This is a genomic window from Oscillibacter hominis (assembly GCF_014334055.1).
Lineage (GTDB): Bacteria > Bacillota > Clostridia > Oscillospirales > Oscillospiraceae > Oscillibacter > Oscillibacter hominis.
In genome coordinates this window covers 1,561,433-1,578,190 of record NZ_CP060490.1, presented here as the reverse complement: position 1 = coordinate 1,578,190, position 16,758 = coordinate 1,561,433, and the positions used below count along the sequence as shown (strand labels likewise).

Below are 16,758 nucleotides of genomic sequence, written 5' to 3'. Positions count from 1 at the left end.
TCTGTTGTCCGGGAGGAGAACTCCCTTGTTATGTACAGTATAACGCCTGAGGAAGAAAAAATCGTGAATAATTTGGAAACATCCGCAAAGGGGCCTGTTTACTTTTTTTGTGTCTTGCGATATGATAGAAAAAAGGTTGCCTTTGCAACAAATAGAGAGGAGGAGCGGCTATGATGACGCGGGAGGAGATCCGGCGGAGCCCGCTTTTCGAGGGGATCAGCTATGACAGCTACCTTCAGATGGTGGATTGCTTCCAAATGAGGACCAAGGCCTATCAGCCCGGGGAGATCATCCTCAACTTTGGGGAGGGCAACCCCCATCAGGTGGGGATTTTGGAGGATGGGACGGCGGCCCTGCTGCGCATTGACGCCGACGGGAACAACACCATCCTGGAGGAGATGGGGGCCGGCAGCGTGTTCGGTGAAACCGTAGCGTTTTCCGGTATCGGCGGTGACAGCCTGATGGTGGTCTGCGAAAAGGACTGCCGGGTGGAGTTTGTAGACTATGCACATATCGTCAAACGCTGTGAACGGGCATGCACCCACCACAGCATGCTGGTGCAGAATATGCTCCGGCTGATTTCCGACAAGACCCTGGCCTTGGGGGAGCGGGTGGAGGTGCTTTCCCAGCGCTCCATCCGGGATAAGCTGATGTGCTATTTTACGCTGCAGGCATCGAAAAATGGTGGCAGCACCTTTCTTCTGCCCTTCTCGCTGAGCCGTCTGGCGGAGTACATCAGCACCGACCGCAGCGCCATGATGCGGGAGTTGAAAAAGATCCGGGAAGAGGGGCTTGCGGAGGTAAAAAATGGGGAAATCACCCTGCTCCTGTAGATGGTTTTTCCACAGTTCGGCCCAGCCGGCACCCAAACTGTAAAAAACGTCGAATCTGACAAAAAAGAAGATGAAATTCCAGCGAAAAGCCGATGAAAATTATTTGACGAGGTAGGCTTGCCGTGTTAATATAGTACCGTACGCTTGTTAATTGTTTGGCAATTATAAAACAGCATACGGCGAAAGAGGAAGGATACTCCGGATCACATGACTTTTGAGGGAAAGAAGGAACTTTATGTATCGCATCGTTAGAAGAGAGGCACTCCGGCCCACAGTGACGCTGCTGGAAGTGGAAGCGCCTCTGATTGCCAAAAAGGCCCAGCCGGGCCAGTTCATCATCCTGCGGGTGGATGAGGACGGGGAGCGCATCCCTCTGACCATCTACAATGCCGACACGGCCAAGGGCACCATTACGATCATCTTCCAGATTGTGGGTGCGACCACTGAGAAGCTGAACCACAAGGCGGAAGGGGACTATTTACAGGATTTCGTGGGCCCTCTGGGCAAGGCCACCGAGACGGCGGGCCGCAAGAAGGTCTGCGTGGTGGGCGGCGGCGTCGGCTGCGCCATTGCCTATCCCGTGGCCAAGGCGTTTCACGATAACGGCACCGAGGTCCACACGGTGGTGGGCTTTAAGAATAAGGACCTGGTCATCCTGGAAGAGGATTTCCGGGCAGTCAGCGATGTGATGAAGCTGATGACCGACGATGGCACCTATGGCGAAAAGGGCCTTGTCACCGACGCCCTCAAGCAGCTCATCGAAGCGGGCAACACCTATGACGAGGTGTTTGCCATCGGCCCCATGATGATGATGAAGTTTGTCTCCTTGACCACCAAGCCCTACGGATTGAAAACCATTGTCTCCATGAGCCCCATCATGATCGACGGCACCGGCATGTGCGGCGGCTGCCGGATCAGCGTGGGCGGCGAGACCAAGTTTGCCTGTGTGGACGGCCCCGACTTTGACGGGCACCAGGTGGATTGGGATCTGGCTGTGAAGCGCGGCGCCATGTACAAGGAATTTGAACGCCACGCTTACGAAGAAGCCTGCAATCTGTTCAAACAGGAGGTCAAATAACAATGGCAAACATGTCTTTGAAGAAGAATCCGATGCCCTCTCAGGAGCCGGATGTCCGCAATAAGAATTTTGAGGAAGTGGCCCTGGGCTACACGGAGGAGCAGGCTCTGGACGAGGCACAGCGCTGCCTGCACTGCAAGAATAAGCCCTGTATGCAGGGCTGCCCGGTCATGGTACATATTCCCGATTTCATCGCCGAGGTGGCCAAGGGAGACTTTGAGGCGGCCTACCAGATCATCTCCGCCACCTCCGCCCTGCCCGCCGTCTGCGGCCGCGTCTGCCCCCAGGAGAGCCAGTGCGAGAAGTACTGCGTCCGCGGCGTCAAGGGCGAGCCGGTGGGAATCGGCCGTCTGGAGCGTTTTGTGGCCGACTGGCACAACGCACACTGCACCGAGGCCGCTGTCAAGCCGGCTTCCAACGGCCACAAGGTGGCTGTGGTGGGCTCCGGCCCTGCGGGACTGACCTGCGCCGGCGACCTGGCCCGCAAAGGCTACGAGGTCACGGTATTTGAGGCGCTGCATCTGGCCGGCGGCGTGCTGGTCTACGGCATCCCCGAGTTCCGTCTGCCCAAGAGCATCGTGCAGAAGGAAGTGGACGGCCTGAAGGCCATGGGTGTCAAGGTGGAGACCGATATGGTCATCGGCCGTGTGCTCTCCATCGACGAGCTGATGGAGGAGTACGGCTTTGAGGCCGTGTTCATCGGCTCCGGTGCGGGACTGCCCATGTTTATGCACATCCCCGGCGAGAACCTCTGCGGCGTCTATTCCGCCAATGAGTTCCTGACCCGGATCAACCTGATGAAAGCCTATCAGCCCGGTTCCAACACACCCATCCAGCACGGCGCTAAGGTGGCCGTGGTGGGCGGCGGAAACGTGGCCATGGATGCGGCCCGCTGCGCCAAGCGCCTGGGCGCGGACGTCCACATTGTCTACCGCCGGGGCAAGGATGAGCTGCCCGCCCGTCGGGAGGAAGTGGAGCACGCCGAGGAAGAAGGCATCATCTTTGACCTGCTGACCAATCCCACGGAGATCATGGGCGACGAAAAGGGCGACGTGTGCGGCATGAAGTGCATCCGCATGGAGCTGGGCGAGCCCGATGCCTCCGGCCGCCGCCGTCCTGTGGAGATCGCAGGATCCGAGTTTGAACTGGATGTGGACTGCGTCATCATGGCGCTGGGCACCAGCCCCAACCCCCTGATCAAGTCCACCACCAAGGGGCTGGAGATCAACAAGAAGGGCGGCATCATCGTCAATGAGGACGGCCTGACCTCCCGTGAGAACGTCTATGCCGGCGGCGACGCCGTCACTGGCGCTGCCACCGTGATCCTGGCCATGGGCGCCGGCAAGACCGCCGCCAAGGCCATCGATGAGCAGCTGTCCAAATAAGCGGATATGAAAAGCGGCCCAGCCAGAAAAGGCTGGGCCGCTTTTGCCGCGCTATTTTGCGTTGTGCAGGACCTCACGCCGGATGTAGTCGAAAGCGGCGTCCTCCCCCTGGTCCCGGAGGATGAGGAGGATTTTCTCCAGCAGGGCGGAGGAGTTCTCGTGGAAGATGGTGTGATCCTTGCCCCGGATGAAAAAGTCATAGGGATCGCTGTCCTTGTAATCCCCCTTGTGGTAGGTTTTGCAGGCGGCCAGGCGGTCACAGAACATTTCCGCCACGTATTTGACCGGCATCTCCATGCCTGTCATACTGTGGTCGCCGTTGGGGGAGTAATCGATCCAATACTCCAGGTGGTGGCGGTTGCGGCCCTTGTGGTGCAGCCACGAGGTGCTGCATCCCGTGGCCTGGCGCTCGGCGTCGTTGGGGCTGCGGTCCCCCTGGTAGTATTTGGCCCCAACCCAAAACTCCCTGGGGGAGTACTTGGACAGGTCGTGGGTCAGACCCTGCCAGTAAAGCCCAAGCCGGAAGCAGTATTTACACACCAGATAGCGGTGATGGTTCACAGTTTTCAGGTGAGAGAGCGGGTGCATGACAAATCCCTCCTCAGGAATGGGCGCTCTTCGCGCTTAAGGCGTGCTGCATAGTAGGATGAGCGTTTGCGCATCGCTTATACCAGTGCGGGAAGCGGCGCTTGCGGTTATTATAACACGGACGGATGAAAACGAAAAGAAGAATCGGCGTATAAAACGGCACTTCCCGCTCAAACTGGAGACGAGGTGAAAACATGATACGGGCTGGATTTTTAGGTGCGTCGGAGTTGTTTGCGGCGGGAAGGCTGCCGCCGGAAGTCATCTGGATCGATCCCCAGCGCCCGGAGGTGCTCACCACCAGACGCTGGGATTTGCTGACGCTGAGCCGCGGGGGCTGTGAACGGCTGGAGGCGCACAAGGGGCTCTTCTGCGCCTGTGAGACGCTGCTGGTGCCCGGGGACTGCGGCGGGGCACTGCTGCAGAGGATCCGGGCGGAGCGGGTCGTGGGCTACGGCGTGGATCGAAAGGACAGCCTGACCTTTTCCAGCATGGGTGACGGTCAGAAGGTGCTCTGCATCCAGCGGGAGCTGCGCAGTGTGGACGGAGTGCTTGTGGAGTCTCAGGAGATTCCCCTGCCGGACACAGTGCTCCACCTTCCGGAAGAGGGGGTTTTGGCCCTGATGGGTACCAGGCTGCTGTTGGGGACGCTGTTGCAATAGCTACTGACAAAGTGCGGCGGATGTGGTATGCTTTTCCTGTAAAAGGGGAGATACCGATGGCTGGCATCGTGCTGATCGCATTCGAAGGCTTGCCGTTATGGGGATGCATCTCTCCCCCTGACACCGGGGCCGAATGCAAAGGAGGGACGCTATGACGCCGCAGATGATCATTGGTGGAATTGTGCTGCTTGCAGTTTGGATTGGGGTCTCCTGGTTCATGGCCGGGAAAGGCGGCGTTGACGGCTGCCACGGCTGACTGGGCCGGACCGGGCCGTTGGTCCGTGAGCGGATGGAGGGCCAGAAAAAACTGGATGAAATGCGGAAAAAAGATGAAAAAAAGGCGCCGTGAACTTCACGGCGCCTTTCTTTTTATCCGCCAAGATAGGCTTTTTTGATGGCTGGGCTCTGGATCAACTCCATTCCCGTACCGGTGGTGACGATGGTGCCGGTTTCCAGCACGTAGCCACGGTCGGCGATGGAGAGGGCCATCAAGGCGTTCTGCTCCACCAGCAAAATGGTGGAGCCGGCCTTGTGCAGGTCCTGGATGATGTCAAAGATCTGCTCCACTAAGATGGGGGCCAATCCCATGGAGGGCTCATCCAGCATCAGCAGCTTGGGGTGGCTCATCAGGGCGCGGCCCATGGCCAGCATCTGCTGCTCACCGCCGGAGAGGGTGCCGGCGATCTGCCTGCGGCGCTCCTTCAGCCGGGGGAAGAGGCCATAGACCTTCTCCAGGTCGCTGTCCACGCCGGAGTTAGGTTGGGTGTAAGCGCCCATCTCCAGGTTTTCCTCCACTGTCATCTGTAAAAAGACCCGCCGCCCCTCGGGGACCTGGGCCAGACCCATTTCCACGATCTTGTGGGGCGCGACCCGGTCCAGAGGCTTGCCCATGAAGGAGATGGAGCCGGACTTGCTGTGCAGCAGGCCGGAAACCGTGTTCAGTGTGGTGGATTTGCCGGCGCCGTTGGCGCCGATCAGCGTGACGATTTCCCCTTCCCGGACCTCAAAGGAGACCCCTTTGATGGCGTGGATACTGCCATAGTAGACGTTGATATCCTCTACCTTCAGAATCGTTTCCATTGTTACGCCTCCTTTTTCTTGCCCAGGTAGGCCTCAATGACCGTGGGGTTGGCCTGAATCTCCGCAGGGGTGCCCTTGGCGATCACATGGCCGAAGTTGAGGACGCAGATCCCCTCGCACACGTTCATCACCAAACTCATGTCATGTTCAATGAGCATGATGGCAATGTTGAAGGTGTCCCGGATCATGCGGATGTGCTCCATCAGGTCCGCGGTCTCGGAGGGGTTCATGCCTGCCGCGGGCTCATCCAGCAGCAGCAGGCTGGGGTTGGTGGCCAGGGCGCGGACAATCTCCAGACGGCGCTGCGCACCGTAGGGGAGGGAGCCGGCCCGGGCGGAGGCCAGATCCTGCATATCGAAAAAGGACAACAGTTCCATGGCGCGGTCGTGAGCCACCTTTTCCTCTTTCCAGTAGCCGGGCAGGCGGAAAACGCCGCTCCACATATTGTAGTGCATCTGGTTGTTCATGGCGACCTTTACGTTATCCTCTACGCTGAGGGCGGTAAAGAGCCGGATGTTTTGGAAGGTGCGGGCAATGCCGGAGCGGTTGACCTGGGCCGTGGTCATGTTGTTGGTGTCCATGCCGTCCAGCAAGATGGTGCCCCGGGTGGGCTGGTAAACCTTGGTCAGCAGGTTGAACACGGTGGTCTTGCCGGCGCCGTTGGGGCCGATGAGACCGGCAATCTCCGTACGGCCGATGGTGAGATTGAAGTTGTCCACAGCGGCCAGGCCGCCGAATTTGATCCCCAGGTCGATGCACTCTAAGATCGGGGACTTGTCGATGTCCCGCTCGGGGACAATTCCCCGTCCGGGAACCGGTACCATTTTAGACATCTTCCGCTGCCCCCTTTCCCTTACCTGCAATGGCAACTCTGATTTTGACGATGAATTGACGGACCTGGGGGCTGTTGGTGGCCAGCATCACCAGGATCAGGACAATGGCATAGACCAGCATCCGGTAGTCGGAGAACTGACGCAGCGCCTCCGGCAGGATGGTCAGCGCCGCGGCGGCGATGATGGAACCCAGCATGTTGCCAAGGCCGCCCAGGACCACGAATACCAAGATCAGGATAGACGTGTTGAAATCGAACTTGTTGGCCACGATGGTGGAGTAGTTCATGGCGAAAAGCGTGCCTGCGGCGCCGGCCAGGGCGGCGGAGGTGACAAAGGCCATCATCTTGTAGCGGGTGATGTTGAGGCCAATGCTCTCCGCGGCGATGCGGTTGTCGCGGATGGCCATGATGGCCCGGCCGGAGCGGCTGTTCACCAGGTTGAACACCACCGCCAGCGTGATGAGGACGAGGAGGAAGCCGGCGGTGAAGGTGGAGATGGTCTGGATGCCGCCGATGCCCATGGGGCCGCCGATGATCAGCTTTCCGCCCTCGGCCAGATTGGTTTTGTCACTGAGGATGCTCATGTGGAACCCCCTGGAGTCCAGACCCACATAGAGGTTGTTGAAGATGCTCTTGATGATCTCGCCGAAAGCAAGGGTCACAATGGCCAGATAGTCTCCGTTGAGCCGCAGCACCGGGATGCCGATGAGGAATCCTGCCAGGGCCGCAAAGGCAGCGCCCACCAGCATGGCGATGGCCAGACGCAGCGGGGCCAGAGGGATCAGGTCCTGAAGGGCGACGGCGGCGGTGACGCCGGTGAAGGCGCCCACGCTCATAAAGCCCGCGTGGCCCAGGCTCAGCTCACCCAACACACCCACGGTCAGGTTCAGGGAGATGGCCATGACCACATAGGCGCAGATGGGCACCAGCATGCCCTGGAGCGAGTAACCCACGGCGCCGGCGCCGTTTAAAATCTGAAGCACCGCATAGGCGGCGATGACCAGCGCGTAAGTAATCAGGTTCCGGCGGAAGACGCGGGAGCCGGTTTTGAGTTTTTTCATCCGTCCCACCTCACACTTTCTCGCGGATCTGCTTGCCCAAGAGACCCGCAGGTCTGACCAACAGCACGACAATCAGCACGGCGAACACCACCGCGTCGCTGAGCTGGGTGGAGATGTAGGCCTTGGCAAAGATTTCGATGATGCCAAGCATCAACCCGCCCAACAGTGCGCCGGGGATGGAGCCGATGCCGCCGAATACCGCGGCGGTAAAGGCCTTGATACCGGGCATGGAGCCGGTGGTGGGCACCAGCGTGGGGTAGGCGGAGCACAGCAGCACGCCGGCGATAGCGGCCAAGCCGGAGCCAATGGCAAAGGTCAGGGAAATGGTGGAGTTGACATTGATGCCCATCAACTGGGCGGCGCCCTTGTCCTCCGAACAGGCACGCATGGCCTTGCCCATCTTGGTCTTGCCGGTGAAGAAGGTCAGGGCCAGCATGATGACCAGGCAGGTGACGATGGTGATGATGGTGACAAAGGAGATGTTCAGCGCTCCGCCGAAGAGCTGGATACCGTTTTTCACGATCTCACCATCCGCAGTTTTCTCCGTGATGGTGAAGAAGTTGGGGAACATCTTGGTATTGCTGGTCCAAAGCAGCAGCGCGGCGTTCTGCAAAAAGTAGCTGACGCCGATGGCGGTGATCAGCACCGCCAGGGAGGGAGCCTGGCGCAGCGGCTTGTAGGCCAGCCGCTCCACCACCATGCCCAATACCGTGCAGATCACAACGGCCAGCAAAATCCCCACCAGGGGCGGCAGGGAGTAGGTGGACACGGCGAAAAAGCACACATACGCACCCACCATGATCACGTCGCCGTGGGCGAAGTTCAACATCTTGGCAATGCCGTAGACCATGGTGTAGCCCAGGGCGATAATAGCATAGATGCTGCCAAGACTGATCCCGTTGATCAGGAAATTGAGGAAAGTCATTTGCACACACCTCTTGATTCAAATTGACAGGAGGAAGAGCCCCCGAAGACGGGAGCAGAGCGCATCTGAAAAGTACCGGCGCGCCGGCGCCTTTCAGATACGCACTGGCCCCCGGGGCCGGAGGGGGCGCTGTGCGCCCCGCTCCGCCGGGTGAGCTTTTGAATTGCGATTAATCCAGGCCCACGTAAGAGCCGTCCTGGATGACCATGCCCTTGGGGCTCTTGGAGACGGCGCCGGAAGCTTCCCAGGTCATGCCGGATTCGTCGCTGGTCAGGCCGACGAAAGTCATGGTGGTGAACTGCTCCATCATGGCGTTGCACAGTTCCTCATTGCTCATGTCGGGGGTGCAGCCAGCGGCTTCCAGAGCCTGCTTGTATGCGTAAACGCAGTCATAGGCATCGGCGGCAAACTGGTTGGGGATCTCGTTGAACTGCTCCTGATACTTGGCGGTGAAGGCCTGGGTGCGTTCGTCGCTGGCGTCGGCGGCGAAGGGGGTCAGCAGCATGACGCCCTCGGCCAGAGAGGTGTCAAAGCCCTCCACGGACAGGATGCCGTCCATGCCGTCCACACCGAACCACTTGGGCGCGTAGCCCATGGAGTTGGCCTGGTTGAAGATCAGGGCTGCCACGTCATAGTACATGGGCAGGAACACCAGATCGGCTCCCTTGGTCTGAGCGTCGGCGAGCTGGACGGAGAAGTCGGTGGCATTGCCGTCATTGAAGGTGGTGTCGGAGACGATGTCCAGGTTCAGCTCCTCGGCAGCTGCGGTAAAGGTGTCGTACAGGCCCTTGGAGTACACATCGTCGTTTTTCCAGATGACGGCGATCTTGGTACCCAGGTTTTTGTTGGCGATGTACTCAGCGGACTTGGCGCCCTGGCCGGGGTCGGTGAAGCACATCTGGAAGACGTTGTCCTTGCCCTCGGTGGTTGCCACGGAGGAGGCGGAGGGGGTCAGGGCAAAAATACGATCCTCAAAGTTTTTGGCGGAGGTGGCCTCAGCGGGCTTGGAGGTGACAGAGCCCAGGGACAGCTGCATGCCCCAGCCCTTCAGGGCGTTATAGGCGTTGACGGCCTTTTCAGCGTCGTGGGCGTCGTCTTCATACTTCAGCTCGAACTGGATGCCGCCCATGGCATTGATCTCGTCCACGGCGATCTGGGCGCCGTGGTAGGCGGCGTTGCCGTAGATGGCGGCACCGCCGGTCAGGGGGCCTGTGCCGCCTAACTTAAAGGCCGCACCAGAGGCGGAACCGGAGGAGGAAGCACCGGAGCCGGACGCAGAGCCGGAACCGGAGGCGCTGCCGGAATTCCCGCAGCCGGCCAGGCATGCGACGACCATAACCATGGCCATCATGAGACACACAAACTTTTTCATCTTTTCTGATCTCCTTTTTAATGTAATGACAATTTATACAAAAAAGTGGCTCTGCCAAAAGAGCAGAGCCACTTTTTGCATACCAGTTTAGGCGGTAAGCGCTCGTTCTCTTGGCGATTGAATTTTTCCCAGAATCAGCAGGCTAATCAAGCATACCAGAATCAGGGATACCAGGCATACGGATACAAGGATGCCCAGGCATACCAGAATAACAAAAAAGGACGCCAGAATGGCGTCCAGAATAACAGCGGCAGTATGAGCGCAGGAAAAAGAAGCCTCTGCATCACAGGCAGACGCAAACGTACGCTGATTGGCATTGCGGTACATCGTCATGATGAGGCTCCTTTCCACATGATTTTATGAAGATATTTACTATAATAGAGAAGACGGAAGCAAATGTCAATCGTCGTATTTACCATCTTTTTGCATAAACCAAGAGAATGATCTCGCTCTTTTTAACAATACTGCACAAAAGAACCGCGGGAGGTGGCCTCCCACGGTTCCTTTTCAAGTTATCCCAACAGGCCGCGGCTGTCCAGGAATTCCCGGACCACATCGTCCACGTCCCTGCCCTGGACATCCACCTGATAGGTCATCTCCACCATGTCATCGTTGGCGATCTGGCCGGCAAGCAGGTTCAGGACCTCCTCCAGGTTGGGGGCGGTGCCGGCAAATTTTTCAAAGGTATCCTCCCGGACCAGGAATGCGCCGTTGTAATCGGGGAAAAAGCCCTTGTCGTCTTCCAACACCTTCAGCTTGGCCTTGCGGTTTAAGCCGTCGGTGGCGTACACCTCTGTGACGTCAAAGCTGCCCTTTTCCGCGGCGGCATATTTGAGGCTCACGTCCACGGAGACGACATCCTTGAAATTCAGGCCATAAAAAGCGGTGAAGGGGCCGAACTTCATGCTGCCCTCCTGGGTGAAGAACTCATGCTCAGCGCCGAAGACCAGCTGGCCTGCCACCGGGATCAAGTCGCTGACCGTTTCCAGGCTGTACTGCTCCGCCACGGATTCCGGCACGGCGATGGCATAGGTGTTGTCAAACCCCAGTTTCTCCAGCAGGCGCATATCGTAGCGCTCCAAAGCCACCTCGTTGGCATAGTCGTAGATGGACATGCCTTCCGGCACATCCTCCGGGTCCAGCTTGAGGAAGGTGGTCAGAAGCGTACCGTCGTAGCTGATCATCATGTCGCAGGTGTGGCTGCCGCCTTTGAGGGAGTTGAAGTTGTTCACCTGGGACATCTGATCCTTGATGGTGACAGTCAGATCCGTCTGATCCTCCACCAACATTTTGATCATGTGGTGCATGACCTGGGTTTCGCTGTAGTCGCCGTCATAGAGGATCAGTTCGTTGGCCCCGGTGGTATCCCGCAGGCCGAAGGGAAGGATCAGCACAAAGGCCAGCAGCAGCGCCGCCACGGGGATCCACATCCGCTTGCCCCCGCCGCCCCGGGTTTTCTTCATCTTCTGCTCGAACGCGCCCATCAGCAGGTCCAGTACCACGGCGATGATCATCAGCGCGCCGGTGCCGGAAAGGATCAGGCCCATGTCCTGGATGCGGATGCCCCGGGTGATGATGCTGCCCAGGCCGCCGCCGCCCACAAAGGCTGCGAACACGGCAGAGCCGATGGCATTGACCACGGCAATGCGCACGCCGGTGAACACCATGGGGAAAGCCAGGGGGAATTCCACGTTCAGCAGCCGGTACAACCGGCTCATACCCATGCCCCGGGCGGCTTCCTTGACGCCGGAGTCCACCTCCTGGAGCCCTAAGCAGGTGTTGCGCACAATGGGCAGCAGGGAGTAGAGGGTGATTCCAATGATGACCGTCAGCTTTCCTGCCCCCAGGAACACCATGATGATGCCCAGCAGGGCCAGGGAGGGGATGGTTTGCAGCAGGTCAACGATCCGCAGGATGATAGACCGGGCCTTGGGGTACATGTAGGACAGGACGCCTAACGGCAGGCCCACCAAAATGGACAGCACGCTGGCGGCCAGCACAATAAACAGGTGTTGCCATACCAGTGCCCAACTCATTTGCCCACCTCCTTACGCATGCCGTGAGGCGTGACCCTCTTTTGCAGCAGGTCGATGGCAGCGCCCACCACGATCGCGAGAATGGCGGCGGGAATGGCTCCAGCGATGATCAACGTGTTGTTGTTGGAGGATACGCCCTGATAGACGAAGTCACCCAGTCCGCCAAGCCCGATCATGGAGGCAAGGACGGTCCAGCTGACGGTATAGATGGCCGACATCCGGAGCCCGGCGATGATGGTGGGCATGGCCAACGGAAGCTCCACCTGGAAGAGGGTCTGGACGGCGGACATGCCGCAGCCCTTGGACGCCTCCACGTACTGGGGCGCCACGCCCAAAATACCGGTGTAGGTGTTTTTCAGCACTGGGAACATGGCGTAGATGGAAAGGGCGATGATGATCGTGGCGGGCACCATACCAATGTAGAGGAACAGCACGCCGATGAACACCAGGCCGGGAATGGTCTGGAAGATGGAGATGATCGGCAGGATGATGCCGGACCACTTGGGAACCCGGGAGAGCAGGATGCCGAAGGCAAGTCCTAACAGGAAGCCGATGGCCACAGAGATCAGCACATACACGGTATGGATCCCGATGGCCTTGATCAGCATGCTGCCATACGTAGCAAAGAACTCTTTCATTTGCTGTCCCCCCAGAGGTTTTGCGCCACCGACCGGGCCACGCTGGTCTTGGTCACAATGCCGGCGATGGTGTTGTCCTCGTTCAGGATGACCACGTAGTTGGCGCCGGAATCCAGCAGGTAATCAAAACTCTCCTTGGCGTCGTCGCCCATTTGAGCGGTCCGCACGGTCTGGCGGATCAGCGGCTCGATGCTGGTCAGCTCCCGGCCCCAGTGGCGGATATCTCCGATGGAGACGGTGCCCAGGTACTTGCCGGACTCGTCGGTGACCAGAAGCGTATCCACGCTGTTGCGCGCCATCATCTCCGCGCACTCCAGGACGCCGCGGTTCTTCTTGACCCGGAACACGTTGGTGCGCATGTAGTTTTCCACCTTGGAGGGGGCTGAGGACTCGGAGGTATGCTTGCCCAGGAAGCTGCGCACCAAGTCGCTGGCGGGGTGCTCCAGCATCTCCTCGGGAGAGGCCTGCTGCACGATTTCACCGGACTCCATAAAGATGATGGTGTCCGCCAACTTCAGCGCCTCGCCCATGTCATGGGTGACGAAGACGATGGTCTTGTTCAGCTTCTGCTGAAGGCTTTTTACCTCGTCCTGCAGCACCTCGCGGGTCATGGGGTCCAGCGCGCCGAATGGCTCATCCATCAGCACGATGGGAGGGGAGGCGGCCAGGGCCCGCAGTACGCCGATGCGCTGCTGCTGCCCGCCGGAAAGCTCGCTGGGGTACTTGCTGCCATACTTTTCGTAAGGCAGGTTTACCATCTCCAAAAGCTCATGGGCGATCTGGTCGCAGCGGGCCTTGTCGTACTTCAGCAGCCGGGGCACCACACAGATGTTCTGCGCCACCGTCATGTTGGGGAACAGGCCGATCTGCTGGATGACATAGCCGATGTGGCGGCGCAGCTCCACCGGGTTTATAGAGGCGGCGTCTTTCCCGTCGATGAGGATATGACCGCTGTCAGGCTCGATGAGCCGGTTGATCATTTTTAACGAGGTGGTTTTTCCACAGCCGGAGGGGCCGATCAAAACGACAAATTCGCCGTCTTTCAGGGTATAGGTCAGATCCTTCAGAATCTGCGTCTTCCCGTAGGACTTTGACACGTGTTGAAATTCGATCATATCACACTCTCCTTTACAATTTTACGATTGACGAATTCTTCGGCGGCGCTGACTGCATCCTCGCTCCCCACCATCAAAATGACGTCCCCCGCATACAGTTCGGCAAAGGGGCCGGGGGAGAGGATCACATGCTGCCCACGCCGGATGGCCACGATGGTGCCGCCGGTGGCCTGCCAAAAGCGGATGGAGCCGATGCTTTTCCCAATCAGGGCAGAGTCCTTGGGAATGCGGATTTCATAGTTTGGAAAAGGGCGGTTGGCAGCGGCGGAATAGGTGGCGCTGTTGCTCAGCAGCGCTGTGGTCACGTCGATCAGCCGGTGATTGAGCTCCGTGTACTCGCCGATCAGATCCTTGAGCTGCGCGTACAGGGCAAAGGTGTCGGAGTGTTCGCCGTACTGCTCCAGATACCGCCTGGCATTGTCCGCTGAAAGCACGTTGACCCCGCTCTGGGGCCTGACGTCCACCACCCGCATATCCGCTAACTGCTTCAGCGCCCGGCGAATGGTCTCCGGCGAGACGGAATACTCCGACGCCATCACGGACCGGCCGTAGATTTTGCTGCCCTCCTGAAACTCACCGCTGGCAATCCGGGACGCCAGATCGTAGGCAATTTGCAGATATTGTGCAGGTACTACTTTCTCCGCCATGCAGCCACTTCCAATCCATCTGTAAGTAAGATGGACTTATTATATACTAACAACTTTAGAATGTCAATAGGATGTCAGTTGTTAATTATTTATGAACATTGCGAAAATGTGAGATATTTAGAGAAAATGGCGTTAATATTGCGCAAAAAGTGTAACAATTTAATTACAACTTAATAAAAAGTAGAAGTTGGCAGAATGAAATGGACAAAAAAACCCCTCCGGCAAAAGCCGGAGGGGAGAGGGAGAAAACCAGATTTATTTGGCAAAGCTCTCGACGATGTCGACGATCTCCATGCCGATGCGCTGCTGGGCCTCCTGGGTGCCCGCGCCGATGTGGGGGGTGCAGGAGACGTGGGGATGATTGAGCAGTTCTTTGTTGCTGGCGGCCTCTTCGGCAAACACGTCCAGGCCGGCGGCACGGACCTTGCCGGAGTTCAGCGCTTCCAACAGGGCCTCCTCGTCCACGTTGGTGCCGCGGGAGGTGTTGATGAAGATCACGCCGTCTTTCATCTTGGCGATGGTCTCACGGTTGATGAAGGGCTTGCCCTCGATGGCAGGGGTGTGGAGGGTGATGATGTCGGAGTTGGCCAGCACCTCATCCATCTCGGCATAGTGCATGGTGTCGCACTCCAGGCCGTCCACCTTGAAGATATCGTATGCCAGGACGTTCATGCCGAATGCCTGGGCCTTGGCGCCGATGGACTGGCCGATGCGGCCGTAGCCCAGTACGCCCAGAGTCTTGCCGGTGAGCTCCATGCCCTTGGAATAAGCCTTCTTCTCCCACTTTCCTTCCCGCATGGTGTGGCCGGCCACGGATACGTTGCGGGCGCAGGAGAACATGTGGGCCAGAGCCAGCTCTGCCACAGCGTTGGAGGAGGCGCGGGGAGTATTGCGGACCTCAATCCCGTTTTCCTTGGCATAGTCCACATCGATGTTGTCCACACCCACACCGCCGCGGATGATGACCTTCAGCTTGCCGCCCTTGGCCTCGTCGATCTGCTTTGCGCGGACCTTGGTGGCGCTGCGAACCACAGCCACGTCGAACTCTTTCAGCGCGGCGCCCAGGGCGTCGGGCTCATAGAACTGCTCCACTACCTCATGGCCGTTTTCCTTCAGCTTGGCCAGGGCGGTCTTGTCCATACCGTCAGTAACCAGAATACGCATATGAAACGTCTCCTTTAATTTATAATGTAGAGTCAGCGGCTTACTTGGTGTGCTCCGCCTCGTACTTGCTCAGGAAGCCCACCAGGGCCTCAACGCCTTCCTTGGGCATGGCGTTATAAGTAGAGGCGCGCAGTGCGCCCACACTCTTGTGGCCCTTCAGGTTATCGTAGCCGGCGGCCTTGGTGGCAGCCACCACGTCGGCGTCCATCTCCTTGTCGCCGGTGGTGAAGGGGATGTTCATCAGGGAGCGGTACTGCTTCTCCACAGTGCCCTTGAACAGCTTGCTGGAATCCAGGAAGTCGTACAGGACCTGGGCCTTTTCGATGTTGCGCTGATTCATGGCCTCCAGGCCGCCCATGTCCATCAGATACTTGAACACCTTGCCGCAGCAGTAGATTGCCCAGCAGTTGGGGGTGTTGTACATGGAGCCGCTGTCGGCGTGGGTCTTGTACTTCATGTAGGTGGGCACATAGTCCGCCAGATCGTCGCGGATCAAGTCCTCACGGACGATGACCACGGCCATGCCGGCGGGGCCCACGTTCTTCTGGACGCCGGCCCAGATCAGGCCGTAGTCGGAGACGTTGCAGGGCTTGGACAGGAACATGGAGGACTGGTCGGAGACCAGGATCTTGCCCTTGGTGTTGGGCAGGGAGGTATAAGTGGTGCCGTTGATGGTCTCGTTTTCGCAGATGTAGACATAGTCGGCGTTGTCGGGGATATCCAGATCGGAGCAGTCGGGGACATAGGTGAAGTTCTTGTCCGCGCTGGAGGCGACGACCTTCACCTCACCGTATTTCTTGGCCTCGGCAATGGCCTTCTTGGACCAGGAGCCGGTTTCCACATAGCAGGCCACGCCGTTTTTCATCAGGTTCATGGGAACCATGGCAAACTGCAGCGTGCCGCCGCCTTGGACGAACAGGACCTTGTAGTTGTCGGGGATGCCCATCAGCTTGCGCAGATCAGCCTCTGTCTCGTCAACAATGGTCTGGAACACCTTGGAGCGGTGACTCATCTCCATCACGCTCATACCGCTGCCGCGATAGTTCAGCACCTCGCCGGCGATCTCCTCCAGGACAGGCTCGGGCATCATGGCGGGACCTGCGGAGAAATTGAATGTGCGACCGTACTTCATTTTCGTTGCCTCCATTTTCTGTTTTCAGTTGTGGGTGCTCTGTTTTTTCATTTATGTCATCAGTATACGACATCCGGATGGGATATTCAACCAAGGAAGCTGAAAATTTTGAACTCTCAGCAATGAAAAAGCGTCATGTTGGAGCCAGGGGGCGGATAGAAAGGCGAAAATTGTGTTTTCCATTCCCCAGGAAAGGGAGTTGCATTCCGCCGG

Annotated in this window: 17 protein-coding genes; 4 read left to right on the top strand and 13 right to left on the bottom strand. The window is 58.4% G+C overall.

Features of this window, described 5'->3' with window-relative positions:
- Positions 1-170: 170 nt before the first annotated feature.
- The 3 genes from H8790_RS07925 to gltA all read left to right on the top strand — a co-directional run bounded on the left by H8790_RS07925 (position 171) and on the right by gltA (position 3,296).
- Positions 171-833 carry a Crp/Fnr family transcriptional regulator gene (locus H8790_RS07925; RefSeq protein ID WP_187332014.1) on the top strand — a complete coding sequence of 221 codons (663 nt, stop codon included), beginning with the start codon at positions 171-173 and terminating at the stop codon, positions 831-833.
- 235 nt (positions 834-1,068) lie between these two features.
- Positions 1,069-1,911, top strand: coding sequence for a sulfide/dihydroorotate dehydrogenase-like FAD/NAD-binding protein (locus H8790_RS07920; protein WP_187332013.1), 843 nt, complete (start codon positions 1,069-1,071; stop codon positions 1,909-1,911).
- A gap of 2 nt (positions 1,912-1,913) precedes the next feature.
- Positions 1,914-3,296: an NADPH-dependent glutamate synthase gene (gene gltA, locus H8790_RS07915; RefSeq protein ID WP_187332012.1), complete on the top strand. Its 1,383-nt coding sequence runs from the start codon at positions 1,914-1,916 to the stop codon at positions 3,294-3,296.
- A gap of 51 nt (positions 3,297-3,347) precedes the next feature.
- On the opposite strand, the gene H8790_RS07910 is transcribed toward gltA, so the two are convergent.
- Positions 3,348-3,884, bottom strand: a complete 537-nt coding sequence (locus tag H8790_RS07910; protein ID WP_187332011.1) for a DUF5662 family protein — start codon at positions 3,882-3,884, stop codon at positions 3,348-3,350.
- A 194-nt stretch (positions 3,885-4,078) separates the two neighbouring features.
- On the opposite strand from H8790_RS07910, the gene H8790_RS07905 reads away from it, so the two are divergent.
- Positions 4,079-4,543: a hypothetical protein gene (locus H8790_RS07905; RefSeq protein WP_187332010.1), complete on the top strand. Its 465-nt coding sequence runs from the start codon at positions 4,079-4,081 to the stop codon at positions 4,541-4,543.
- A 369-nt stretch (positions 4,544-4,912) separates the two neighbouring features.
- On the opposite strand, the gene H8790_RS07900 is transcribed toward H8790_RS07905, so the two are convergent.
- The 12 genes from H8790_RS07900 to serC form a co-directional block, all read right to left on the bottom strand.
- Complete coding sequence (locus tag H8790_RS07900; protein ID WP_207724203.1) at positions 4,913-5,614, bottom strand: ABC transporter ATP-binding protein; 702 nt, start codon at positions 5,612-5,614, stop codon at positions 4,913-4,915.
- A gap of 11 nt (positions 5,615-5,625) precedes the next feature.
- Entirely contained in the window at positions 5,626-6,447 is an 822-nt protein-coding gene (locus H8790_RS07895) for an ABC transporter ATP-binding protein (RefSeq protein ID WP_243208600.1), read from the bottom strand.
- Position 6,448: 1 nt separating this feature from the next.
- On the bottom strand, positions 6,449-7,516 hold the full coding sequence (locus tag H8790_RS07890; RefSeq protein WP_187332007.1) for a branched-chain amino acid ABC transporter permease: 1,068 nt from the start codon (positions 7,514-7,516) through the stop codon (positions 6,449-6,451).
- A gap of 10 nt (positions 7,517-7,526) precedes the next feature.
- A complete protein-coding gene (locus tag H8790_RS07885) occupies positions 7,527-8,441 on the bottom strand; it encodes a branched-chain amino acid ABC transporter permease (protein ID WP_187332006.1) in 915 nt (304 codons plus the stop codon).
- Between the two features lie 169 nt (positions 8,442-8,610).
- The gene (locus tag H8790_RS07880; RefSeq protein ID WP_187332005.1) at positions 8,611-9,813 is read right to left on the bottom strand and encodes an ABC transporter substrate-binding protein; all 1,203 of its coding nucleotides are present in this window, start codon (positions 9,811-9,813) and stop codon (positions 8,611-8,613) included.
- Positions 9,814-9,900: 87 nt separating this feature from the next.
- Entirely contained in the window at positions 9,901-10,146 is a 246-nt protein-coding gene (locus H8790_RS07875) for a hypothetical protein (RefSeq protein ID WP_187332004.1), read from the bottom strand.
- A gap of 179 nt (positions 10,147-10,325) precedes the next feature.
- Positions 10,326-11,849 carry a glycine betaine ABC transporter substrate-binding protein gene (locus H8790_RS07870; protein ID WP_187332003.1) on the bottom strand — a complete coding sequence of 508 codons (1,524 nt, stop codon included), beginning with the start codon at positions 11,847-11,849 and terminating at the stop codon, positions 10,326-10,328.
- On the bottom strand, positions 11,846-12,487 hold the full coding sequence (locus H8790_RS07865; protein WP_187332002.1) for an ABC transporter permease: 642 nt from the start codon (positions 12,485-12,487) through the stop codon (positions 11,846-11,848). Before H8790_RS07865 ends, H8790_RS07870 begins: the two co-directional genes overlap by 4 nt.
- A complete protein-coding gene (locus tag H8790_RS07860) occupies positions 12,484-13,602 on the bottom strand; it encodes a betaine/proline/choline family ABC transporter ATP-binding protein (protein WP_187332001.1) in 1,119 nt (372 codons plus the stop codon). The genes H8790_RS07865 and H8790_RS07860 overlap by 4 nt, the downstream gene beginning before the upstream one ends.
- Positions 13,599-14,249 carry a TrkA C-terminal domain-containing protein gene (locus tag H8790_RS07855; protein WP_187332000.1) on the bottom strand — a complete coding sequence of 217 codons (651 nt, stop codon included), beginning with the start codon at positions 14,247-14,249 and terminating at the stop codon, positions 13,599-13,601. The genes H8790_RS07860 and H8790_RS07855 overlap by 4 nt, the downstream gene beginning before the upstream one ends.
- Before the next feature lie 255 nt (positions 14,250-14,504).
- Positions 14,505-15,413: a D-2-hydroxyacid dehydrogenase gene (locus tag H8790_RS07850; protein ID WP_187331999.1), complete on the bottom strand. Its 909-nt coding sequence runs from the start codon at positions 15,411-15,413 to the stop codon at positions 14,505-14,507.
- Between the two features lie 40 nt (positions 15,414-15,453).
- Positions 15,454-16,545, bottom strand: coding sequence for a 3-phosphoserine/phosphohydroxythreonine transaminase (serC, locus tag H8790_RS07845; RefSeq protein ID WP_187331998.1), 1,092 nt, complete (start codon positions 16,543-16,545; stop codon positions 15,454-15,456).
- Positions 16,546-16,758 lie beyond the last annotated feature (213 nt).